Origin of the sequence: Kineococcus sp. DHX-1 (assembly GCF_042473625.1) — a bacterium.
Lineage (GTDB): Bacteria > Actinomycetota > Actinomycetes > Actinomycetales > Kineococcaceae > Kineococcus.
In genome coordinates, this window is sequence record NZ_CP170445.1 from 33,154 (window position 1) to 55,236 (window position 22,083).

19 protein-coding genes are annotated in these 22,083 nt (G+C 74.5%); 11 read left to right on the forward strand and 8 right to left on the reverse strand.

The window, feature by feature from the left end; genetic code table 11:
- Nucleotides 1-11: 11 nt before the first annotated feature.
- Nucleotides 12-905, reverse strand: a complete 894-nt coding sequence (locus ACFEMC_RS00135) for a LysR family transcriptional regulator (RefSeq protein WP_380172411.1) — start codon at nt 903-905, stop codon at nt 12-14.
- A 190-nt stretch (nt 906-1,095) separates the two neighbouring features.
- Between ACFEMC_RS00135 and ACFEMC_RS00140 the strand changes: the two genes are divergently transcribed.
- Nucleotides 1,096-2,397: an MFS transporter gene (locus tag ACFEMC_RS00140; protein ID WP_380172413.1), complete on the forward strand. Its 1,302-nt coding sequence runs from the start codon at nt 1,096-1,098 to the stop codon at nt 2,395-2,397.
- Between the two features lie 2 nt (nt 2,398-2,399).
- Here ACFEMC_RS00140 and thrS read toward each other — a convergent pair whose 3' ends face one another.
- Entirely contained in the window at nt 2,400-3,647 is a 1,248-nt protein-coding gene (gene thrS, locus ACFEMC_RS00145; protein ID WP_380172415.1) for a threonine--tRNA ligase, read from the reverse strand.
- 143 nt (nt 3,648-3,790) lie between these two features.
- Nucleotides 3,791-4,786: an alpha/beta hydrolase gene (locus ACFEMC_RS00150; RefSeq protein WP_380172417.1), complete on the reverse strand. Its 996-nt coding sequence runs from the start codon at nt 4,784-4,786 to the stop codon at nt 3,791-3,793.
- A gap of 197 nt (nt 4,787-4,983) precedes the next feature.
- Between ACFEMC_RS00150 and ACFEMC_RS00155 the strand changes: the two genes are divergently transcribed.
- Genes ACFEMC_RS00155 through ACFEMC_RS00165 form a run of 3 tightly spaced genes read left to right on the forward strand, consistent with a single transcriptional unit; the run spans nt 4,984 to nt 7,599 of the window.
- Nucleotides 4,984-6,246 carry an RNase A-like domain-containing protein gene (locus ACFEMC_RS00155; protein ID WP_380172420.1) on the forward strand — a complete coding sequence of 421 codons (1,263 nt, stop codon included), beginning with the start codon at nt 4,984-4,986 and terminating at the stop codon, nt 6,244-6,246.
- The gene (locus ACFEMC_RS00160) at nt 6,243-7,121 is read left to right on the forward strand and encodes a hypothetical protein (protein ID WP_380172422.1); all 879 of its coding nucleotides are present in this window, start codon (nt 6,243-6,245) and stop codon (nt 7,119-7,121) included. Before ACFEMC_RS00155 ends, ACFEMC_RS00160 begins: the two co-directional genes overlap by 4 nt.
- A gap of 55 nt (nt 7,122-7,176) precedes the next feature.
- Nucleotides 7,177-7,599, forward strand: coding sequence for a very short patch repair endonuclease (locus ACFEMC_RS00165; RefSeq protein WP_380172424.1), 423 nt, complete (start codon nt 7,177-7,179; stop codon nt 7,597-7,599).
- Nucleotides 7,600-7,871: 272 nt separating this feature from the next.
- Here ACFEMC_RS00165 and ACFEMC_RS00170 read toward each other — a convergent pair whose 3' ends face one another.
- Complete coding sequence (locus tag ACFEMC_RS00170) at nt 7,872-9,011, reverse strand: 5-methyltetrahydropteroyltriglutamate--homocysteine S-methyltransferase (protein WP_380172426.1); 1,140 nt, start codon at nt 9,009-9,011, stop codon at nt 7,872-7,874.
- Between the two features lie 112 nt (nt 9,012-9,123).
- Here ACFEMC_RS00170 and ACFEMC_RS00175 point away from each other — a divergent pair, with 112 nt between their 5' ends.
- Both ACFEMC_RS00175 and ACFEMC_RS00180 read left to right on the forward strand, forming a co-directional pair.
- A complete protein-coding gene (locus ACFEMC_RS00175) occupies nt 9,124-10,341 on the forward strand; it encodes an MFS transporter (RefSeq protein ID WP_380172428.1) in 1,218 nt (405 codons plus the stop codon).
- Entirely contained in the window at nt 10,338-11,084 is a 747-nt protein-coding gene (locus ACFEMC_RS00180) for an SDR family NAD(P)-dependent oxidoreductase (protein WP_380172430.1), read from the forward strand. Before ACFEMC_RS00175 ends, ACFEMC_RS00180 begins: the two co-directional genes overlap by 4 nt.
- Here ACFEMC_RS00180 and add read toward each other — a convergent pair whose 3' ends face one another.
- Nucleotides 11,085-12,107, reverse strand: coding sequence for an adenosine deaminase (gene add, locus ACFEMC_RS00185; RefSeq protein ID WP_380172432.1), 1,023 nt, complete (start codon nt 12,105-12,107; stop codon nt 11,085-11,087).
- A gap of 157 nt (nt 12,108-12,264) precedes the next feature.
- Between add and ACFEMC_RS00190 the strand changes: the two genes are divergently transcribed.
- Genes ACFEMC_RS00190 through ACFEMC_RS00200 form a run of 3 tightly spaced genes read left to right on the forward strand, consistent with a single transcriptional unit; the run spans nt 12,265 to nt 16,474 of the window.
- The gene (locus ACFEMC_RS00190; RefSeq protein ID WP_380172434.1) at nt 12,265-13,257 is read left to right on the forward strand and encodes an alpha/beta hydrolase fold domain-containing protein; all 993 of its coding nucleotides are present in this window, start codon (nt 12,265-12,267) and stop codon (nt 13,255-13,257) included.
- 18 nt (nt 13,258-13,275) lie between these two features.
- Nucleotides 13,276-15,642 carry a putative bifunctional diguanylate cyclase/phosphodiesterase gene (locus tag ACFEMC_RS00195; protein WP_380172436.1) on the forward strand — a complete coding sequence of 789 codons (2,367 nt, stop codon included), beginning with the start codon at nt 13,276-13,278 and terminating at the stop codon, nt 15,640-15,642.
- Nucleotides 15,643-15,652: 10 nt separating this feature from the next.
- The gene (locus ACFEMC_RS00200) at nt 15,653-16,474 is read left to right on the forward strand and encodes an aldo/keto reductase (protein WP_380172438.1); all 822 of its coding nucleotides are present in this window, start codon (nt 15,653-15,655) and stop codon (nt 16,472-16,474) included.
- A gap of 13 nt (nt 16,475-16,487) precedes the next feature.
- Here ACFEMC_RS00200 and ACFEMC_RS00205 read toward each other — a convergent pair whose 3' ends face one another.
- Entirely contained in the window at nt 16,488-16,856 is a 369-nt protein-coding gene (locus ACFEMC_RS00205) for an ATP-binding protein (protein WP_380172440.1), read from the reverse strand.
- 122 nt (nt 16,857-16,978) lie between these two features.
- On the opposite strand from ACFEMC_RS00205, the gene ACFEMC_RS00210 reads away from it, so the two are divergent.
- Nucleotides 16,979-18,712: a GAF domain-containing SpoIIE family protein phosphatase gene (locus ACFEMC_RS00210; RefSeq protein ID WP_380172441.1), complete on the forward strand. Its 1,734-nt coding sequence runs from the start codon at nt 16,979-16,981 to the stop codon at nt 18,710-18,712.
- A gap of 17 nt (nt 18,713-18,729) precedes the next feature.
- Here the strand turns inward: ACFEMC_RS00210 and ACFEMC_RS00215 are convergent, their stop codons facing one another.
- Entirely contained in the window at nt 18,730-19,173 is a 444-nt protein-coding gene (locus tag ACFEMC_RS00215) for a VOC family protein (protein WP_380172443.1), read from the reverse strand.
- A gap of 61 nt (nt 19,174-19,234) precedes the next feature.
- On the opposite strand from ACFEMC_RS00215, the gene ACFEMC_RS00220 reads away from it, so the two are divergent.
- Nucleotides 19,235-20,146, forward strand: a complete 912-nt coding sequence (locus tag ACFEMC_RS00220) for a P1 family peptidase (protein ID WP_380172444.1) — start codon at nt 19,235-19,237, stop codon at nt 20,144-20,146.
- 3 nt (nt 20,147-20,149) lie between these two features.
- Here the strand turns inward: ACFEMC_RS00220 and ACFEMC_RS00225 are convergent, their stop codons facing one another.
- Nucleotides 20,150-22,009 carry a diguanylate cyclase domain-containing protein gene (locus ACFEMC_RS00225; RefSeq protein ID WP_380172446.1) on the reverse strand — a complete coding sequence of 620 codons (1,860 nt, stop codon included), beginning with the start codon at nt 22,007-22,009 and terminating at the stop codon, nt 20,150-20,152.
- Nucleotides 22,010-22,083: the final 74 nt, after the last annotated feature.

Genomic DNA, 22,083 nt, shown 5'->3' on the forward strand with positions numbered 1-22,083 from the left:
TGCGCTTCCCGTCAGCCGCTGGGCGACAAGCCCGAGGGACCGCTGGCCAGGACGGCGCCGGCCAGGGCACGCGACGCGGGCCGGTCGCGCGTCTTGGGGTTCGTCAGCAGCACGAGGTCGATCTGCCCCAGCTCGGGCAGCTTGTGCTGCGCGCCGAGGGCGACGAGCTGCGGGGGGACGAGCGAGCTCGCCAGGCAGGAGACGCCGATCCCCGCGGCCACGGCCGCGATGAGGCCGTTCACGCCGCGGCACACGCACGCCGAGCGGTACCCGATGCCGACGCGGTCGAGCGCCTGGTGCATGGCCGTCCCGCTGAGCGAGGGGGAGGGGTAGACGGCCAGCGGCACGGGTTGGGTGAGGTCCAGGCGCGTCGACGGGTTCCCCACCCACACGAGCCGTTCGCGCTTGACGAGCTTGCCCTCCCCGGACCCCCGGGGACGCTTGCCGATGAAGATGTCGAGGCGGTCGTTCTCCAGCCGCCGGTGCAGCGTCCCGGACTGGTCGACGGTCAGCTCGAGGTCGACGCGGGGGTTCTCGGACCGGAAGTCGCGCAGGATCTGCGGCAGGCGCGTCAGGGCCAGGTCGTCGGACATGCCGATGCGCAACCGGCCGACGGGCCGGGCCCCCGTGAAGTACGCCGCGGCCTGCTCGTGGGCGGCCAGGATCGACCGCGCGAAACCGATCATGGCCTCGCCGTCCGGGGTCAGGGTCACCGAGTGCGTGTCCCGGTGGATCAGCTGGCGGCCCACGGAGTCCTCGAGCTTGCGGACGTGCTGGCTCACGGTGGACTGCCGGACGCCGAGCCGGGCTGCGGCCTGGGTGAACGAGTGCGTCTGCGCCACAGCGAGGAAGGTCCGCAGCTGCACGGGTTCGAAGGTTCCCGTCGGCCCCTGTCCGGCGCTCACGCCCACCGCCCCGTCGCGCGCTCATCACGACCCGTGATGACTGATAAGCCTCCTACTGCGGTGCAGCCTACCCCTCGCGTCGCCGATGATGGTGACGCAGCGTCAGTGGCCCGGGATCACCACCGGCACCACCCCCCGAGGCCACCACCCCAGGTCAGCACCCGAAGGACAGCACGAGAGGCACCCGTTCGTGACACCGGCAGCCGCCGAAGCCAGCACCGAGTCGACCCCCGCCAGTCCCGAGAGCCCCCGCCGCACCGGCAGCACCTTCGCAGCCCTGCGCGTCCGCAACTTCCGCATCTACGCCACCGGTCAGGCCTTCGCGAACACCGGTGTCTGGGTGCAGAACATCGCCCTCGACTGGCTCACCCTCGAACTCACCGGCTCCCCGGCCGCCGTCGGCATCGCGATGGCGCTGCAGTTCCTGCCCATCCTGCTCTTCGGGATGCACGGCGGCATGATCGCCGACCGCTACCCCAAGCGGACCATCCTGCTCGTCACGCAGCTGTGCAGCGCCTCCGTCGCGACGACGCTCGCCGTCCTCACGATCTCCGGCCACATCACCGTCGGGGCGATCTACGCGATGGCCCTCGTCGGTGGTTTCGTCGTCGCCCTCGACAACCCCACCCGGCAGTCCTTCGTCGGTGAGGTCGTCCCCGCGCAGTACGTCCGCAACGCGATCGCCCTCAACGCCGCGGTGTTCCAGACGACGCGACTCGTCGGCCCCGCCGTCTCCAGCATCCTCATCGGGACGGTCGGTTCCGGGTGGGCGTTCGCCGTGAACGCGCTGCTGTACGTCGGGCCCACCATCACCCTCGCCTCGATGCGGACGGCGGAACTGCACCGCACCACGCCGCTGCCGCGCGAGAAGGGCCAGCTGCGCTCGGCCCTGCGCTACGTCCGCGACCGGCCGCACGTCGGCTGGACCATCGCCCTCGTCGGCGTCTTCGGCACGTTCGGGCTGAACTTCCCCGTCGTGCTCACCGCGATGGCGTCGGAGACCTTCCACGCCGGCGCCGGCATGTACGGGACGTTCAACATCGTCATCGCCGTGGGCTCGATCGCGGGTGCTCTCATCGCGGGCGGCCGCAGCCACTCCCGGCTCCGGCTCATCCTGCTGCTCGGCGCGGCCTTCGGCGCGGCGCAGACCCTCGCCGCCTTCGCGCCCAACCTCGAGACGTTCACGGTCGTCCTCGTCCTCATGGGCGTGACGAACCTCGCCTTCCAGGCCATCGCGAACTCCTCGGTGCAGCTCTGGGTCGACCCCGAGTTCCGCGGCCGCGTCATGGGGCTCTACGTGCTGGTGTTCATGGGCGGCACGCCCATCGGCGGCCCGATCATCGGCTGGATCACCGAGCACGTCGGCGTCCGCGCCGGGATGGCGGTGTGCGGGATCGTGCCGCTCGTCGCGGCCGTGGCCCTCGCCGGTGTCCTCGCCGCACAGCCGGCCCTGGCGCGACGGCGCCAGGGCGCGGCGGTGCTCGCGGGCTGACGTCAGCCGGCCCGGCGGCCGACCGCCTCCCGGGCCGCGAGGTCGGCGCGGACTCGAACCTCGGCCGCGGCGGCGGGAACCCGCCGGCCCCGAGCCCCGCGTCCGGACAGGTCCACCTCGTCCGCGGCGACCTCGGCGTCCCCCACCACGGCGACCCACGGCACGCGCGCCGCGCGGGCGGCCCGCACCCGACGCGGCAACGACCCGTCGTGGTCGACCTCCACGCGCAGGCCGGGGAACCGCCGAGCGAACCGCTCCGCGTGCTCGCCGTGGCGGTCCCCGCTGACGGGCAGCACCCGCAGCTGCACCGGGGACAACCAGGTCGGCAGCCAGCCGCCGTCCACCTCCAGGAGCATCGCCACCAGACGTTCCGCCGACCCCAGCAGGCCGCGGTGCACCATGACGGGCCGGTGGCGCTCGCCGTCGCGGCCGACGAACTCGAGCCCGAACCGTTCCGGCTGGACGTGGTCCACCTGGACGGTGGAGACGGTCTCCTCCCGGCCCGCGGCGTCGGTCACCTGGACGTCGACCTTCGGACCGTAGAACGCGGCCTCGCCCGGCGCCTCGTCGAACGGGCGGTCCCCGAGGGCCTCCCGCAGCGACGACTCCGCCCGCCGCCAGGCGTCGTCGTCGCCCAGGTGCCCTTCCCCCGGCCCGCGCAGCGAGAGCCGGAACCGGCTGACCGGCAGGCCCAGCAGCGCGTAGGCCTGCTCGACGGTCTCGAGGGCCAGGCGCACCTCGTCGACGACCTGGTCCGGGCGGCAGAACGCGTGCGCGTCGTCGAGGCTGATCTGGCGGACGCGGCGCAGCCCGGTGAGGACGCCGGACAGTTCGCTGCGGAACATCGCGCCGAGTTCGGCGTACCGGACGGGCAGGTCGCGGTAGCTGTGCGGGCGGGCGGCGTAGACCTGGGTGTGGTGCGGGCAGTTCGCCGGGCGCAGCACGTACTCCTCGTCCCCGACGCGCACGGGCGGGAACATGTCGGCGGAGAACTTCTGCCAGTGCCCGGACCGCTCGAACAGAGCCCGTTTGCCCAGCACCGGGGTGTTGACCCGCTGACAACCGGTCGCCAGTGAGAGGTCGACGGCGAGACGTTCGAGCTCAGCGCGGACGACGCCCCCGGCCGGCAGCCACAGCGGTAGGCCGGGACCGACGAGGGCTGAGGTGTCGAACAGGCCGAGGTGGCGGCCGACGGACGAGTGGTCCGCAGGTGCAGGGTCGTTCACAAGGTCGTTCACGAGGTCGTTCACGGGGTTCCTCCCGGGTTCGTGGGGGTCCCCGGGAACGACGAGAGCCCCGGGGGTGACCCCCGGGGCTCTGCTGACGTCAGCTCAGCGCTGACGGCGACGCCGGAGGTGGACCGGCGTCGTCGTGCAGGACGGACAGCTGAACTTCACCCGTCCACCGTGGCACCGTCGGTGCCGTCCTGTCGAGGAGTTTGCGCGGCGGCCGGGTGCAGGGCGCGACGCAGGGCGCTGACGCCGAGCTGGAACGACGTCCGCGTCACGGGAGCGTCGACGGCCATCTGGTAGCCGTGGAACGCGCCCGGGTAGACGTGCAGCTCCGTCGGGACACCGGCACGCACCAGCCGACGTGCGTACTCGACGTCCTCCTCGAGGAACAGGTCCAGCGCACCGACCTCGATGAAGGTGGGCGGCAGCCCGCTGAGGTCCTCGGCGCGTGCGGCGGCGGCGTACGGCGACACCCCGGCCGACCCGGGGTCGGTCCCGAGGTGGGCGCGCCAGCCGAACTCGTTGTACGTCGGCGTCCAGACGAACTGCCCCGTCACCGGGTTCGGGTCGGCCGTGGTGACGGTGCGGTCGTCGAGCATCGGGTAGACGAGGAACTGCATGACGAGCGGCACCTCACCCCGGTCGCGCGCGAGCAGTGCGAGACCCGCCGTCAGACCACCGCCCGCGCTGGCGCCCGCGATGGCCAGCCGCGACCGGTCGACGCCGAGGTCGGCGGCGTGCTCGTGGAACCACCGCAGGGCGGCGTAGCAGTCCTCGACCGGGCCGGGGGCGACGTTCTCCGGGGAGAGCCCGTAGTCCACCGAGACGACGACGGCGTCGAGCGCCATCGCGTACGTGCCCGACAGCGCGCGGTCGGCGTCCGGGCTGCCGAAGACGTACCCGCCGCCGTGGATCCACAGCACTCCCGGGGCGTCCGGTGCCAGGGAGGCCGGGCGGTGCACGAGGACCCGCACCGGCTTCTCCCCCTCCCGCGGGACGAGGACCTCCTCCTCGGTCACGCCATCCGGCAACGGAGGCGTCGGTGCCGCGGCCATCGCGGCGCGCACCGCGGAGAGCCCCTCGGACGTGAGGTCGAGCGGCGGCAGCAGAGCCAGGGCGCCGGCGATGTCGGGGTCGATGAGGTGCGTGGTGTCCACGGGTGCGCTCCGGGAGTCGGCGGTGACGACGAGAGGTGGATGACAGCAAGCCTGTCCTACCAGGAACGGGACCCCACGACCAGCGTCCGCGACGACAGGTCGACGCAGCGTGGCCCCGAGCGGCGGCCTGTGGACGACGAACGACGCGGTCCTCCTGGCGTGGCTAGTTTCCGGCCCACCGGAGGAGGAGGTGGTGCGTGGACGAGTTGTCGGGGTTGTCGGTGGCGCTCGCCGACGCGGCCGCCTCCACCGCCCGGGCCGCCGCGCAGGGGACCGCCGACGTGGCCGTCGACGTCGCCCGGGCCGTTGAGTCGCTCGGCGGCTGGTACGGCGTCGCCCGCGACGGTTTCGCCGACCGGGTCCTGGAACTCGACCGGCACCTGGGGGCGCTGCAGGACGTCGCCCGAGCCGGCGCCGACCTCGTCGAGGAGTACTCCCGCGAACTCGGGATGCTGCAGGGTCAGCTCGCGCGCGTCGACGCGGGTCGGGAACAGGTGCAGGCCCGTCTCGACGCCGGGGTCGGCGACCTGGTCGCCTGGCACGTGGACTGGGCCGAACTCGACCGGTGGGACGCGAGCCGCCGGATCGTGCTCGAGGACTTCGACACCCTCACGCAGACCTTCGCCGCCCGGGTGTTCGCGGTCGTCGACCAGGTGCCCCGACGTCCCCGACGCCCCGGCGAGCACGTCGACGACGCGGCCCGGACGGTCGGTGGCGCGCTGCTCGACGGCGTGTACCTGGCCGCCGGTTGGACGTGGGACCGCGCGGGGTGGACCGCGACGGTCCGCCAGATCCCCTCCGCGGTCCTGGACTCGGTGACCCATCCGGTGCGGACGTTGGCCGACACCGTCGCCTGGGACGACTGGCGAGACGGACGGTACGGCGCCGCCGGGGCGACGCTCGGCATGGCAGTCGCCGGGCGGGGGCTGCGCGGCAAGCCGCTCGGCACGGCGCTCGGCAAGACGCTGCCGGAGGGGCATCCGCTCAGGAAGCACCTCGAACCGAACGGGGTTCCGAAGCCGCAGAGCCTGGACGACCTGTGCGGCGGTGTGGACCTCGGGCGGAGCGAGGTGTTCCTGCCGGCGCACACGCTGGGGCGGCACGTGGACGTGGATGATGCGTTCTTGAAACGGCGCCTGGAGACGGGACGAGTGGAAGAACGGGTGACGGGGTCGAGAACTCCACCGCGTGCTTCGCGGTTCGTGGACCAGGCGACGGCGGAGGCGGTCATCGGGGAGGCGCTGAGGAGTCAGCGGTCCGAGATCGACGCGGTGGTGGCGTCGGGTGCGCGTGAGGTGCTGGTGACGGCCCCCGCGCCGTCGAGCGCAGGTGTCATCTGGCAGAAGGACGGTAATGGCGGATTCGAACAGGTTGAGGTGTCGACGGTGAAGGTCGTTCTGAGCAGAGCGCGCGACGGATCGTGGTTCGTCCTGACGGCGTACCCGGACGACCGGTCGTGATCGGCTCCCTGGTGCCCCTCGCGTACGGCGATCTGGACTGGGGTCTGTGTCCCCGTGAGCGGCTGGAGCACCTGCTCGCGACGAACGGCGTGAACTTCGCGCGGGAGCGTGACGTCTGGGCTGAGTTCCTGTCCCGCGCGCGGGCCGGTGACGTCGAGGGGGAGGTCGCACGGAGCAGCGGTGTCCATTCAGTCCTGCCGCCGGAAGGAGTCTCCTGGGAGCGGTGGGCCGAGTGGTTGGACATCCGGCTGAGCGAGGTCGCCGATGATCCGTCCTCCACCGTGGACCTTCCGGACCACCTCCCAGGGTGGCGCTCCTACGCCTCCGAACTGGCCCCCGGGGCTCAGGACCTGGTGCAGCGCGCACTGGCGCGCGTGGCACCACCGGAGACCTCCACGATGCGGGACTTCGTGGTGGTCGACGCGGGCGCGCCGGTGGGCGCGGTTCTCCGTGGGGATGAGGACTCCGCGGAGGAGGAACCGGTGGTGTCCCACGCCCTGGGGGTGGTCTTGGAGAGGACGGACCGCCTCCGCGTCGTGCGGGTGAACGCTGTCGACCCGTCGAGGGACGAGCGCTTTCCCCGGTGGAGTTCCTCGTGGCCGCTGCTGACCGCCGTCCTCGGCGGATGGTTCAGCGACGCAGCCCTCGGACAGGGGGACCCGTGGTTCCAGCAGGCCGCGATGCTGGCGTCCGAGACCGACGAGGTGCTGACCGGGCTCGTCCGGGAGGGGCGGGAACTGCTGCTGCTGGACGACACGGACCTCCGCGCGTTCGTCGCGTCGACGGGGTCGTGCATCCAGCCGGACCACCTCCGCTGGTGGTTCGAGTGGATGTTCTGGCGCATCGAGACGTTCGACTGGAAGAAACCTGCCTGACTGGGCCGAGCCCGGCCCGGCACCCCCGCCGTCGTCGCCGGCGGCCGCCGGCATCATGCGGCGGACGCGGCGACGGGACACGGCGCCGGAGCTGGCGCTGCGGCGGGAACTGCACCGCCGGGGGCTGCGCTACCTCGTCGACTCCGCACCCGCGGGGACGAACCGGCGCCGCCGGGCCGACGTCGTGCTGCGCGGGTCGCGGATCGCGCTGTTCGTCGACGGGTGCTTCTGGCACTCCTGTCCCGTCCACCTGCACCTGCCGCGCGCCAACGCGGCGTGGTGGGCGGTGAAGCTGGCCAGCGTCACCGCCCGCGACCGGGACACCGACGCGCACCTGCGCGCGCACGGCTGGCTACCGGTGCGCGTGTGGGAGCACGAACCCGCGGCAGCGGCAGCGGATCGGATCGCCCGCCTCCACCACGAGCGCAGGGCGGAGCGGCTCACGCGGCCCGGTCGTCCCGTTCGAGGGCGCGGCTGAGTTCCTCCACCTGCTGCCGCAGGGCGGGGTGGTCGTTCCGCGTCCACGGGCCGGAGGTCATCAGTTTCCCGAGGTCACGGTGCATCCTCCGGGCTTCCGGGAGGCCGTCCTCGCCGAACCTCGCTTCGAGGCGGCCGGCGTGCAGCGCGCGGTGGTCCCGTCCGCAGAGCAGGACGAGGTTGTCGACGCTGGTGGGGGTTCCAGGCTCGTACCTGTTGTGCGACAGAGGTTCACGCGCTGTCGACTGTGGACGACGTTGTGGAAGGCTCGGCTCAGCCCCAGACGCGCTCGGCCACGCGAACGACGAGGTCGAGCTTGCGCCACTGCTCGTCCTCGGTGAGGTCGTTGCCCTCCTCGGTCGAGGAGAAACCGCACTGCCCGCTGAGCGCCAACTGCTCCAGCGGCGCGAAGGTCGCAGCCTCCTCGATGCGCCGCACGAGGGCGTCCTCGTCCTCCAGCGTCGGCACCTTGGTGGTGACCAGACCCAGGACGACGCGCTTGCCCTCCGGCAGGAACCGCAGGACGTCGAGGGAGCCGGAGCGTTCGTCGTCGAACTCCAGGAAGTACCCGTCCACCTGCAGGGAGTTGAACAGCGCGTCCGCGATCTGCTCGTACCCACCCGTCTGCGCCCACGAGGACCGGTAGTTCCCGCGGCACAGGTGCGTCGCCACGGTGAGGTCCGCCGGGCGGTCGGCGATGGCGGCGTTGAAGAGGTCGATGAACGCGGGCAGCCGGGTCTGCGCAGCGCCCTCGTTCTTCGGGTCCCCGAAGAACGTCAACGACACGTCGTCGAGCTGCGCGTACCGCAGGCCCTGGGCGTGCAGGCGGCGCAACTGCTCGGCGTAGGCCTTGGCGATGTCGCTGCGGAGCCGGGCGTCGGCGTCGGTGTCCGGGCCGCCCTCGCCGTAGGCCGCGGTGCCGTCGAGGGGGATGAAGGAGTTGTGCACCTGGTTCGGCGACGGCATCGTCAGCTTGGGCACCTGGCCGGCGCCCTGGTCGGTCGCGGCCTGCTGGAGGAACGCCAGGTGGTCCGCGAAGACGGTGTGCTCCAGGTGGACCGGGGCGGTGGCCTTGACGCGGGTGAGCGGCACCTCGATCGGCTGCCCGTCCAGCGTGCGGAACTCCCGCGTGAACGCCTCCTTCGCCTCGATCCCGCCGAGGGACAGGATGAAGTCCTCGTGCCAGTAGTGCCGGCGCAGCTCGCCGTCGGTCACCACTCGCAGCCCCAGGTCGGCCTGCCGGCGGACGACGTCGCGCACTGCCGCGTCCTCGACCTCCCGCAGCTGCTCGGCGTCGATCTCCCCGGCCGCGCGCCGCGCGCGGGCCTCCCGCAGGGCCGGCGGGCGCAACAGGCTGCCGACGTGGTCGGCGTGGAAGGGGGCGCGGTCCGCGGCCGCACTGCTCGACGTCATCGCCCCAGTCTGGTCGAGCGTGCACGGCCCCACCCGGCGGACGGGCGGGCACCGGACGACGATCCGTTGACACCCGGTGCCGCAACGGGCCAGGGTCGCCGCAGGAGGTCCGGTGCGGTCGTACGTCGAGGTGCTCAGCCCGCGGGCGCACCTGCTGCTGGCCGTCAGCGGTCTGCTGGCCCGCGTCCCGCTGGCCGTCGTGGGGTTCGCCGCGCTGCTCGTCGTCCGGCGTTCCACCGGGGAGTTCGGCCTCGCCGGGACGGTGTCGGCCGTCGTCGTGGCCACCGGGGCGTTCGTCGGCCCGGCCCTGGGCCGGTGGGGAGACCGCCGCGGGCAGGCCGTGGCGCTGCGCGCAGCCGCGGTCGTGGGCGTCGGCGGGTCCCTCCTCTTCGTCGCCGTGACCGCCGGGGGCGCACCCGCTCCCGTGGTCCTGCTCGCGGCGGCCGTCGTGGGGGCGGGGGTGGCGCCCGTGGGGTCCTTCACCCGCACCCGCTGGGCCCGCACGTACCCGCGGCGCGAGGGGGCCGCCGATCCTCGGCTCGCCACGGCGTTCGCGCTCGAGGGCGTCTTCGACGAGCTCGTCTGGGTCGCCGGGCCCGCCCTGGCCTCCCTCGTCGCGGCGGCCGCCGACCCGCGGCTCGCCCTCGTCCTGGCCTGCGCCGCAGGGGCTGCCGGGTGCCTGGCGCTGTCGGTGCAGCGGCACGGCGCCCCGACCGTCACTCCGCAGGGGCGCCTGCGGCTGGGCCTGCCCGTCACCCGGCCCGACGTCCTCGGCGTGCTGGCCGCCGGCGTCGCCGTGGGGGCGGTGTTCGGGCTCGCCGACCTGTCCGCGGTCGCGCTCACGACCGAACGCGGGGTGCCGCAGCTCGCGGGTTCGGTGCTCGGCGCGGGAGCGCTCGGGGCCGTCGTCGGCGGCCTCGCGGTCGGGGTGCTGCCGCCCGTGGCCGACCCGCGCCGGGGTGCGGTGGCGGCCGCTGCGCTGTTCGGGGTGGGCTACGCGTCGCTGGCGACCGTCCCCGGTGTCGTCGGGATCCTCGTCCTGAGCTTCCTCGCCGGGGCCACCTACGCACCCCTCGGCGTCGCCGTGAACCGCCTCGTCGAGGACGCCGCCCCCGCCCACCGGCTCAGCGAGTCCCTCGCCTGGGTGAGCACGGCGATCACGGCCGGGACGGCCCTCGGCACCGTCGTCGGGGGGTTCGTCGTGGACGCCGCGGGCGCGCGGGGCGGGTACCTGCTCGTGGCTCCGCTGGCCGCCCTGCCGGTCCTGTGCGCGCTGGCCGGCACCCGCCTGGCGCGCAGGGGCGAGCGGACGGGCAGGATCGGCGGGTGAGCACCTCCCAGAGCCCCGGCCGCTTCGCCGACCGCGACGTCGTCGTGACCGGGGCCGCGCACGGCATCGGCCGCGCCTGTGCGGTGCGCCTGGCCGCCGAGGGGGCGCGCGTCGCCGTCCTGGACCGCGACCGGGCGGCCGCCGAGGCGCTCCTTCCCCAACTCGCGGGCACCGGTCACCGGGCCCGGGCCGTCGACGTCCTCGACGACGCCTCCGTGCGCGCGGCGTTCGACGGCCTCGCCGCCCACGCGCTCGTGCACGTCGTCGGCCTCGCCCTCGCGCAGGGGGAGTTCGAGGAGTCGCTCGACGAGGAGTGGACGGCCAACCTCGACCTGAACCTGCTCGGCGCCGTCCGCTGCACCCGTGCGGCGCTGCCGGCGCTGCGGCAGCACCCGACCTCCGCCGTCGTCCTCGTGAGTTCCATCAACGCCCTCGCCGGGCTGGGCAGCGAGGCCTACGCGGCCTCCAAGGCCGGGCTCGGGGCGCTCGCGCTGAACCTCACCCGCACCCACGCCCGGCACGGGGTCCGGACGAACGTCGTCGCCCCCGGCACGATCCGCACCCGCGTCTGGGACGACCAGCCCGGGATGCCGGACGCGTGGGCCGACTGGTACCCGCTGGGCCGCGTCGGCGAACCCGAGGACGTCGCGGCGGCCGCCGCGTTCCTCGCCTCCGCCGACGCGGCCTGGATCAGCGGTCACACCCTCCCCGTGGACGGCGGGTTCCTCGCGAACGTCCGCTGATCACAGCGGCGGCGCCACGAGCGCCTCGTACGCGTCGAGTTCGGCGAGGAACCCCTCCTTGACGTCGTCGGAGGCCCAGGAGATGTCGATGGCGTTGCGCTGCAGCTGGATGAGCTCGTCCGGGCCGAGCGCCGCCGCGCGCGTCAGGGCGACGAGGTTCTCCGTGACGTACCCGCCGAAGTAGGCCGGGTCGTCGGAGTTCACCGTCACCTTCACCCCGCGGCGCAGCAGGTCGGCGATGACCGGGGCCTTGCTGTCGTCGGTGACGAAGGAGTTCGAGACCGGGCAGCACGTCAGCCCCGTCCCGCGTTCCTGCAGCAGCGCGAGCAGCCGGGGGTCCTCCACGACGTTCGTGCCGTGGTCGATGCGGTCGACCTCGATGTCCTCCAGGACCTGGCGCAGGTGCTCCAGGGTGTCCTCCTGGTCGATGTCGCAGTGCGCGGTCACCTTGAACCCGGCCGCTCGGGCCTTGGCGAACAGGTGGGCGAACTTCGCCGGCGGGTTCCCGCGCTCGTCGGAGTCCAGCCCGATGCCGACGACCTGCTCGCGGAACTCCAGCACCCGCTCGACGACGTCTTCCGCGCTCTCGACGGGCAGGTCGCGGACGATGCAGAGGATCAAGCCGGCGCTCAGCCCCAGCTCGCGCTGCGCCTGCTCAACGGCGTCGTGGTAGCCGAGCACGACGTCCTCGAAGGCCACCCCGCGCGCGACGTGGACCTGCGGGTCGAAGAACACCTCGGCGTGCCGGACGTTCTGCGTGGCGGCCTTGCGGAAGTAGGCCATCGCGAGGTCGCGGAAGTCCGCGCGCGTCACGAGGACGTCCATCGCGGGGTAGTAGACGGCCAGGAAGGACGCCAGGGAGTCGAACACGTAGGTGGCGCGCACCTCCTCGACCGTGCTCTGGCCGATGTCGACCCCGTTGCGACGGGCCAGCTCGAGCTTGAGCTCCGGTTCGAGGGTCCCCTCGAGGTGCAGGTGCAGCTCGACCTTGGGCAGGGCGGCGGTGAAGGCGTCGAGGTCCATGCCGCGATCCTGCCCCGCACAGGATCCCGCCGTCCCGCCGGTCCGGTCGGCGGCACGGTCGGCAACACGACCGCAACACGACGGGCACCCGGACGAAACCCATCGGCACGCCGGGCGCGGCACGCTGGGAGGCCGACCCGAGACCGAGGAGGCCGACGTGCCGACGTCCCCCGTGCTCGACCCCCGCCTCACCGACGCGGAGGCCGCACGGCTCCACGCCGCCCGCGCGCTCGTCGACGCCTCGCTCACCCCGCGCCACCTCGCCGGCCTGGCCGTCGCGCGCGCCCGCGCCCGCCGCCCCGCCCCGGCCGCTCCGGGCCTCGGGGTGCGCACCGAGGACCTCGCCGTCCGCGGCGCCGCCGGGCCGCGGCCGGCGCGCCTCTACGTCCCCGACGAGCTGGAGCAGTCGGCCACCGTCCTCTTCCTGCACGGCGGTGGCTGGGCGCTCGGGGACCTCGACACCGACGACCTGCTCTGCCGGCGCCTCGCGGCGGCGGCCGGTGTCACCGTCCTGAGCCTGTCCTACCGCCTGGCCCCCGAGCACCCGTGGCCCGCGGCGCTCGACGACGCCGCGGCCGTGCTCGAGGCGCTGGCGGCGGGCCGGGTGCCCGGGCTGACGGGGCCGCTGGTCGTGGCGGGGCACGGTGCGGGCGGTCAGCTGGCCGCCGTCCTGGCTCTGCGCGCCCGCACGGGGCGGGTGCCGCCGCTGGTCCACGCCCTGCTGTTCTGCCCGTTGCTCGACGACGCCCTCGACCGCGACTCCCACCGCCGCTACGGCGACGGTCTCGGGCTGTCCGTGGACGACCTCGCGTGGTTCTGGCGGATGTACGTCCCCGACCGCGCGACCCGGCACCGCAGCGACGTCGCGCCCGCCCGAGCGCGCGACCTCGCGGGCTGCGCCCCCACGACGGTCGTCGTCGCCGGGGCCGACCCGGTCCGGGACGAAGGGCTCGCCTTCGCCGCCGCGCTGCGGGCCGCGGGGGTCGACGCCCGCGAGGTGCTCGTCGACGGCGTGCCGCACGACGTCCTCGCCACACCGGGGCCGGTGGCCGGGGAACGCGCGGTGCGGACGGCGGCGGAGCACCTGACCGCGACCCTGTCCGCCGCCCGGGTGCTGGACCTGCGCGAGGGCGTACCGCAGCTGCGCTGAGTACGGCACTCTCGGAGGGTGAGCGGGGGTGACGGGGAGTTCGTCGTCGACGGGCGCACAGCGCGCCGTGCCGACCGCGCCGCGCTCGGCCTGCTCGTGCTCGCGGGTGCGTACGCGGTCCTCGCCGCCGGGTCCGCCCTGGGCCTGTGGCCCCTGAGCGTCGGTCGTCTGTCCGACCTCACCCTCGGCAACGCCGTCGAGGTCGTCGTCCTGGCGGCCTTCGTCTGGCGTGCCCTGCACTGCCGCGGCGTCACCCCCTTCTGGACGCTGATGGCCGTCGGCGTCGGCGCCTACTGCGCCTCGGAGGTCGCCTTCGACGTCGCCGAGGCCGTCCTCGGCCGCGGGGTGCAGGGGACCACCGGGCTCGAACTGGGGTACGTCGTCGGCTACGGGACCCTGCTGACCGCCGGCATCCGGCTCGTCTGGGTCGGCGCGCGCCGCTGGCGCGTGGGGTACGTCGCCGAGGCGCTGGGCATCGTGCTGGTCACGGCCGCGCTCGCCCTGGAGTTCGTCGTGCGGCCCGTCGTCGGCGCCAGCGGGCTCCCGTCGACGCTCGTCGCGAGCTGGGTGATGCTCGTCGTCCTGGACGTGCTGCTCCTCTGCGCGGCCCTGGTGACCGCGGTCCGGTCCCGGGGGCGGTGGTGGCTGCTGGCCGTGGGGTTCGGCCTGCTCGCCCTCGCGGACACGGTCTTCACGGTCGTCTCGCTCGCGGGCCGGTACACCCCGGGCGGTGGCGTCGACGGGTTGGCGGTGGTCGGTCTGGCGTTCCTCGGGGTCGGCGCCCTGCGCATCCGCACGGCCTCCGGTGGGTTGCAGCGCAGCCGCTTCTCCATCGTGCTGACGCCCGCGGTCGTGCTCCCGCTGAGCTTCCTGCTGCTGGCCCTCGGGCACGTCCACCCCCTCGGCGGATCGGTGGTCTGGCTCACCGCCGGCGCCGCGACCGCGGCCATCGTCCGGCTCGTGCTGTCGCAGCAGGAGCTGCTGGAGCTGGCGACGCTGCGGCGCGAGGCCCTCACCGACGACCTCACGGGGATCGCCAACCGGCGCGCGCTGCTGGCCGACCTGGAACGCCGGTGCGCGGCCGACGCGCCCTTCGCGCTGGCCATCGTCGACCTCGACCGCTTCAAGGAGGTCAACGACGGCCTGGGCCACGCGGCCGGGGACGAGCTGCTGCGCCAGGTCGTCCACCAACTGCTGCAGGCCGCCCCCGACCCCGTCCTCGTCGCCCGCCTCGGCGGCGACGAACTGGCCCTCGTCCTGCCCGGTTCGGCCCCCGACGCCACCGCCGACGCCACCGCCGACGCCACCGCCGACGCCACCGCCGACGCCCTCACCGACGCCCTCGCCGTGCACCGCGCGATGGTCCGCTCGTACGACCTGCTGGGGCACCGCGTCCACGTGGCCGCCAGCATCGGCGTCGCGACGTGTCCCGCGGACGCGCAGCGGGCCTCGGACCTGCTGCGCTGCGCCGACATCGCGATGTACGAGGCGAAGACGCTCGGGGGCACCGTGTGCGCCTTCGGCGCCGGGGACGCGAGCGACCCGGCCCGGCAGCGCAGCAGCCTGACGCTCATGACCCAGCTGCGGACGGCGCTGGGCCTGTCCGACGACGCCTCGCTCGCACCGGCGGACTGCGGGCGTCTGACGGTGCTGTTCCAGCCGCAGCTCGACGTGCCCACCGGGACGGTGTGCGGGGCGGAGGCGCTGGTGCGCTGGGACCACCCCGACCTCGGGACGCTCGGCCCCGCCGCCTTCCTCGACGAGGCCGAACGGCACGGCCTCATGGGGCACCTGACGCACCGCGTCCTCGACGACGCGCTCGCCGCGGCGGCGACCTGGGCCGTGGACCTGCCCGGGCGACCGCTGCGCCTGGCCGTGAACCTGTCCGCCACCAACCTCCTCGACGTCGACCTGCCGACGCGCGTCGCCGACCTGCTCACCCGGCACGGGCTCGCCCCCGCGGCCCTGGTCCTGGAGATCACCGAGACCGTCCTCATGAGCCGCTCCCCGCGCACCCGGTCCGTCCTGGAGGGGTTGCGCGCGCTGGGCGTCGGGTTGTCCATCGACGACTTCGGCACGGGCTGGTCGTCGCTGGCCTACCTCAGGGAATTGCCCGTGGAGGAGGTCAAGCTCGACCGCAGCTTCGTCGCCGACATCGCCGCCGACCCGCGCTCGGCGGCGATCGTCGCCTCGACGATCTGGCTGGGCCACCAGCTCGGCGTGCGGATCGTGGGGGAGGGGGTGGAGTCCGAGCACACGCTGGGGGTCCTGCGACGTCTCGACTGCGACACGACCCAGGGTTTCCTGCACTCCCGGCCGCTGCTCGCCGCGGAGTTCCGGGACTGGTGCTCGGTCCACCTCGCCGGGCTCGAGACCGCCCCGTAGGGTTTCGCGGGTGACTGTTCCCAGCATCCAGCTCCACGACGGCGTCAGCATCCCCCAACTGGGTTTCGGGGTGTGGCAGGTCCCCCCGGAGCAGACGGCCGAGGTCGTCCTGCAGGCGTTCCAGGCGGGGTACCGCCACATCGACACCGCTGCCGGTTACGGCAACGAGGCGGGTGTCGGTGACGCGTTGCGCGCCAGCGGCATCCCGCGTGAGGAGGTGTTCATCACCACCAAGCTCGCGAACGGTGAGCACGGGCGCGAGAAGACCCTCGCGGCGTTCGACGCGTCGCTGGCCAAGCTCGGCCTGGAGTACCTCGACCTGTACCTCATCCACTGGCCGCAGCAGGCCGACGACTACGTCGAGACCTGGCAGGCGTTCGAGGAGCTCAAGGCGTCCGGGCGGGTCCGGACCATCGGCGTCTCGAACTTCCAGAAGACGCACCTGCGCAAACTGCTCGACGAGACCGGCACCGTGCCGACCGTGAACCAGGTCGAGGTCCACCCCTACCTCGTGCAGGAGGACCTGCGCGCGTTCAACGCCGAGCACGGCATCGCCACCGAGGCGTGGAGCCCGCTGGCCCAGCGCCTCGGCCTCGTCGAGGACCCCGTCGTCACCGGCATCGCCGAGCAGACCGGCCGGACCCCGGCGCAGGTCGTCCTGCGCTGGCACCTGCAGCAGGGGAACATCGTCATCCCCAAGTCGGTCACGCCCGAGCGCATCGTGTCGAACCTCGATGTCACCGGGTTCGAGCTGTCGGCCGAGCAGGTCGAGGCGCTGACGGCGTTGAACCGCGACGAGCGCACCGGCCCGGACCCCGACGTCTTCGGCTGACCCGCGCCCCGGCCTAGGCCAGGGGGAGTTCGAACCAGACGGTCTTCCCGGCCCCGGCCGGGTCCAGGCCCCAGCGGTGGGCGAGGGTGTCGACGAGGGCGACACCCCGTCCGCCGGTGGCCGTCGGGGGGACGTGCCGCACGAGGGGGCGGCCGGCGCCGCCGTCGCTGACCGACACGCGCACCGACCCCTCGAGCTGGCGCAGCCGGACCTCGATGGGCTCACCGCCGTGGCGCACGGCGTTCGTCACCAGCTCGGTGGTCAGCAGCTCCAGGGTCTGCCGGACCTGGGTGGGCAGGGAGACGGTCGCGAACTGCTCGCGCAACCACGACCGGGTGCGCCGAGCAGCCGACGGATCAGCCCGCAGCTCCAGACGCGTCATGCCACCTCGTTCGTCCCCGATCCGTGCTCGTCCGGGTCCAACTCTGGCACCCGCAGGCCCTGGGGCAACCCGGACCCACCGGACCGGGTGCCGTTCGGGCCCTCGACAGGGATGATGCACCGGTGCAGAAGAGCGCGACCGACCAGACCCGGACGGGGCTGGCCGAGACCACCCTGCTCCCCGCGCACCCCGACGTCGACCTGGACCGCTTCGCCCGGCTCGGGACGCTCGCCCTGGGGGTCCCGGTGGCCCTCGTCTCGATGGTCAGCCGCCACGGCCAGGTGTTCCCCGGAGCCGTCGGTCTGCCCGAACCGTGGCAGACGGCGCGCGAGACGCCCCTGACCCACTCGCTGTGCCAGCACGTGGTCACGTCCGGGGCCGTCTTCGCCGTCGAGGACGCCCGGACCGACCCCCTCACCGCGGACTCCCTCGCCATCCCCGACCTCGGTGTCGTCGCCTACGCGGGTGCGCCGCTGCGGCTGCCGGACCCGGGCACGGGGCTGGCCGAGGCCGGGTCCCCCGTCGTCGGCGTGCTGTGCGCCATCGACGGCGCCCCCCGCCGCTGGACGGACGAGCAGCTCGGCGTCCTCAAGGACCTCGCCGCCGCCTGCTCCGCCGAGCTCGGGCTGCGCGTGCTCGAGGAGCGCAACCGTCTGCTGCTGCGGCTCGGCGACGCCCTCGTCGGGGCGCGCACGGTCGAGGAGGTCAGCACCACCGTCGCCCGCGTGACGAGCACCGAGCTCGGCGGGGCGTGGAGCGGGCTGCTGCTGCCCGACGGGCACGGCCGGCTGCGCTTCACGACGCTCGACAACCTGCCCCCGGGCACCGAGCCGGCCTGGCAGACCATCGACCTCGACGCCCCCGTCCCCTCCGCCGCGGCCGCCCGCGAGCGCCGCCCGATCCTCTTCGCCTCGGTCGAGGAGCTGCGCGCGGCGTACCCGCTCGTGGAGACCCAGGCGCTCATGCCGGACTTCGCGGCGTCGGCCTACCTGCCGCTGCTCGTGCAGGACCGGCTCATCGGGGTGCTGTGCCTGGTGTGGGCCACCGAGCGGCAGACGCTGGAGGCCGAGGCCGACGTGTGGAGCGCGCTGGCGCGGTTCACGGCGCAGGCGCTGGACCGGGCGATGCTCGACGCCGAGCGGCGCTCACGTGCGCAGGTGCTGCAGCAGTCGCTGCTGCCCCGGCTGCCGGAGTCGACGGGGCGCCTGCAGGTGCGGGGCCGGTACGTGCCGGCGACGCGCGAGGAGCAGATCGGCGGGGACTGGTACGACGTGGTCGTCGGGCCGCAGGGCGCGGTGACGCTCGTGCTGGGCGACGTCGTCGGCCACGACATGGCGGCGGCCGCGACGATGGCGCAGGTCCGCGGCCTGCTGCGGGCCTTCGTCTGGGACCGCGGGGAGTCGCCGACGGGCCCGGTGGAGCGGCTGGACCGGGCGCTGCCGGGGCTGGGCGTGGACGCGCTCGCGACGCTGGTGGTGGCCTGCGTGGAGGAGGGGCCGGAGGGGTTCACCCTGCGGTGGACGAACGCGGGGCACCCGCCGCCGGTGCTGCTGCACCCCGACGGCCGCACGGAGCTGCTGACCGGGGCGCCGGACCTCCTCGTCGGTCTCGTCGCCGACGCCCCGCGGCACGAGCACGTGGTCGACGTCCCGTCGGGGGCCACGCTGGTCCTCTACACCGACGGGCTCATCGAGCAGCGCGGGCGCAGCCTCGTGGGCGGCATCGAGCGGGTACGGGAGTCGTTGCGCGGCAACCGGTCCACCGATCTGGACGTGCTGCTGGACACGCTGCTGGAGGAACTGGTCGGGAACCGGGGCGAGGACGACTGCGCCCTCCTCGCCGTCCGGTTCCCCTGAACCTCACCGCGGGAGCCTCACAGCGGGGCGGTCAGCTCCAGGTTGATGTCGTCCGGGTCCTGCAGCGACAGGACCGCGATGCCCTGGTCGAGCTCGAGGACCTCGCCGTGCTCGACGCCGCGGGCGGACAGCCGCTCGGCGGCGTCGTCGAGGTCGGCGCGGGATCCGACCTGCAGGCTGACGTGGTCCAGCCCGACGCGCGTGGACACGAAGCGGTCCCCCGTCTCGGCCACCGGCCGCAGGCCGAGGAGCTGGTCGCCCAGGGCGAAGACGCACCCGCCGTAGAGCTTCTCCTGGTCCTCGCGGACGCCCGGGTCACCGGCCTGCGCGCTGAAGTCCACGGCCGGCTCGACGCCGAAGACGTCCTGGTAGAAGGCCTTCGACCGGGCGATGTCGGTCACGGTCAGCCGGACGTGGTGGATGCCGGTGGGCCGCACGGCGGGGGTGTCGGTGGTGGTCATGCGCTCAACCTCCTCCGCCGTGCAAGCGTCCGCATCCCGGGGCGGGGCTAGCGTGCTCGCCGTGACCGGAACCCTGACCGACGTCGCCGGGCTGCAGGTCGGGCACGTCACCCGCCGCGGTGACGGCTGGCTCACGGGCGTCACCGTGGTGCTGCCCCCGCCCGGCACGGTCGGAGGCGTCGACGTCCGCGGTGGAGGCCCGGGCACCCACGAGACCGACGCCCTCGACCCGCGCACCCTCGTCCCGACGGTCGACGCCGTCGTCCTCACCGGCGGGTCCGCCTACGGGCTCGTCACCGCCCACGGCGTGCAGCGCTTCCTCGCCGCCCGCGGCCGCGGGTTCCCCGTGGGCACGGAGCCCGGGGAGGTCGTCCCGATCGTCCCGGCGGCCGCCGTGTTCGACCTCGGCCGCGGTGGCGTCTTCGGGAACCACCCGACCGAGCAGATGGGCTTCGAGGCGGCCGCGGCCGCGACGTCGGACCCGGTGGCACGTGGGGTCGTCGGCGCGGGCACGGGAGCCGTCGTGGGCGGCCGCTGGAAGGGCGGGGTGGGGACCGCCTCGGCCCGGGTGGCCCTGCCGGCGGGGGACGCGGTGGTGGCGGCGCTCGCCGTCGTCAACGCGGTCGGGGTGCCGGCCGGCGGCCCCGCCGAGCGCGGTCCGGCGGCCCCGCTCAACACGACGCTCGTCGTCGTCGCCACCGACGCCGCGCTGGACCCCGCGGAGACGTCGCGGACGGCGACCGCGGCCCACGCCGGGTTGGCCCGGGCCCTGGACCCGGTGCACACGCTCGCCGACGGCGACACCGTCTTCGCGCTCGCCACGGGTGCCGTGCCGCTGGCCGCCGACCGGACCGCGCGGGTCGGGCAGCTGGTCGAGCTGCAGCGGGTGGCGGCCGACGTCGTGCGCGCCGCCGTGCTGGACGGGGTCGCGTCGGCCGAGCCCGTGGGCGACTGGCCGCGCTTCCCCGGCTGAGCCTCAGGCCCCGGCGGTCCGCAGGTCGATCGTGCGGGGGGAGGGCGCGGACCGGACGCGGCCCTTGCCGGAACCCTTGGCGGCGTACATGGCCTGGTCGGCCTGCTGCAGCACGCGGGTGGCGTCCTGGGAGGCGTCCGCCATCGCCAGGCCGACGCTGATCCCGACGCGGAACTCCCAGCCGGCGACCGGGAACGGGTCCTGCATGGCGGCCACGACGCGTTCGGCGACGTCCGCGGCGGCGGCCTCGTCGGGCAGGCCGGGGCAGACGACGGCGAACTCGTCGCCGCCGAGGCGGGCCACGGTGTCGCCGGGGCGGACGGCCGCGGTGAGGCGGTCGGCCACGTCGATGAGGACGTGGTCGCCGGCCGCGTGGCCGCCGGTGTCGTTGACGGGTTTGAAGTCGTCGAGGTCGCAGTACAGGAGCGCGACCTGGTCGCCGCTGCGGGCGGCGGCCGACAGTGCGTGCCGCAGGCGGTCCTCCAGCAGCGTCCGGTTCGGCAGCCCGGTCAGCGGGTCGTGCAGGGCGGCCTCGCGCAGGCGGCGCTGGACGAGCCGGCGCTGGGTGACGTCGGCGACCTGGACGACGGCGCCGACCTCGCCGGGCCGGCCGTCGTCGCCGGGCGTGGGCCACGCGGCGGCGGCCAGCTCGAGCCAGACCTCGCCGTCGCCGTGCTGGAGCTCGGCGTGCCAGTGCGCCTGGCGGCCCTCGCCGACCTCGAGCGCCATCTCCGCGACGGCCTCCACGAACACCTCGCGGTGGTCGGGGTGGACCTGCTCGGCCCAGTCCGAGCCCACGGCGACGTCGGTGCCGAGCATCGACTGCAGGCGCTCGTTGACGCGCGCCACCACGGCGGACCCGTCCGGGCGCAGTCGCAGCAGCGCGACCCCGAGCAGGGCGTCGTCGAACGTGCGGCGGAAGACCTCCTCGCGGCGTTCGGCGGTGACGGTGGCCCGCTCGCGGGAGCGGACGACGAGGGACATGACGAGCGCGACGGCGCCGGAGACGAAGAGGAGGGCCTGCAGGGCCAGCGCCCCCTGGACGCCGATGCCGTAGGGGCCGTAGCCGTGCGCGGTCCCGGTCGTGGCGACGACGGCGACGACGAGCTGGCACGACAGGGCCCGGCCCACCCCGAGGCGCGCTGCGCCCCAGAGGATCGGCACGATCACCAGGAACGCCCACGGACCGCGGGAGTGGTTCCAGAAGACGGCCCCGGAGACGGTCGCGGACAGCACGAGGACGAGGGCCCACTCCGACACCGCGGCCCGCGAGCGCCGGCCGTCCGCGGGACGCTGGGTCCAGGAGGACGGCGGCAGCAGGAGCAGCGGGGCGACGAGCAGGATCCCGAGCAGCTGGGCCAGCGCGTACGGGGCGCCGTCGGAGCGGTCGGCGGTCTGGACGAGCAGGGTCGCGGCGGCGACCCCCGCCCCGGCCCCGGCGGTGAAGCGCCAGGCGTCCCGCCCCCGCCGCAAGCGCGCAGACTCCCCTCGGCCGAGCGCGGAGATCAGCGATGCGCCGACCCCGCACTGCAGCGCCTGCGCACTCGCGAAGATGGGCGTCTCGATGCCTTCGACCCGCACCACCTGGAAGGCGAGGACCGAACCGACGAGCGTCCCGGCGACGCACCACCACCGCCGGGCCGGTCGCCGTGCCGCCAGCCCGAGCGCCGCGCCCGCCGCCGGCCACCAGACGACCTCGGAGAGGTCCTTGGTGTGGGCCAGCACCGGCATGAGCGCGGTGAGGAGGGTGACGAGCAGCGCCGTGGTGACCGCGAGCCGGATGCCGCCGCCGCGCACGGGGGCAGCCGGTCCGGTGGCCCGGCCGGGGTCACCCGTCCGGTCCTGCTGCAGTCTCGCGATCATGACCACCTCCTCGGCAGGTGGGACGCGTTCCTTGAGTGCTCCGACCGGGTGAATCCAGCATCGTGGCCGAATCG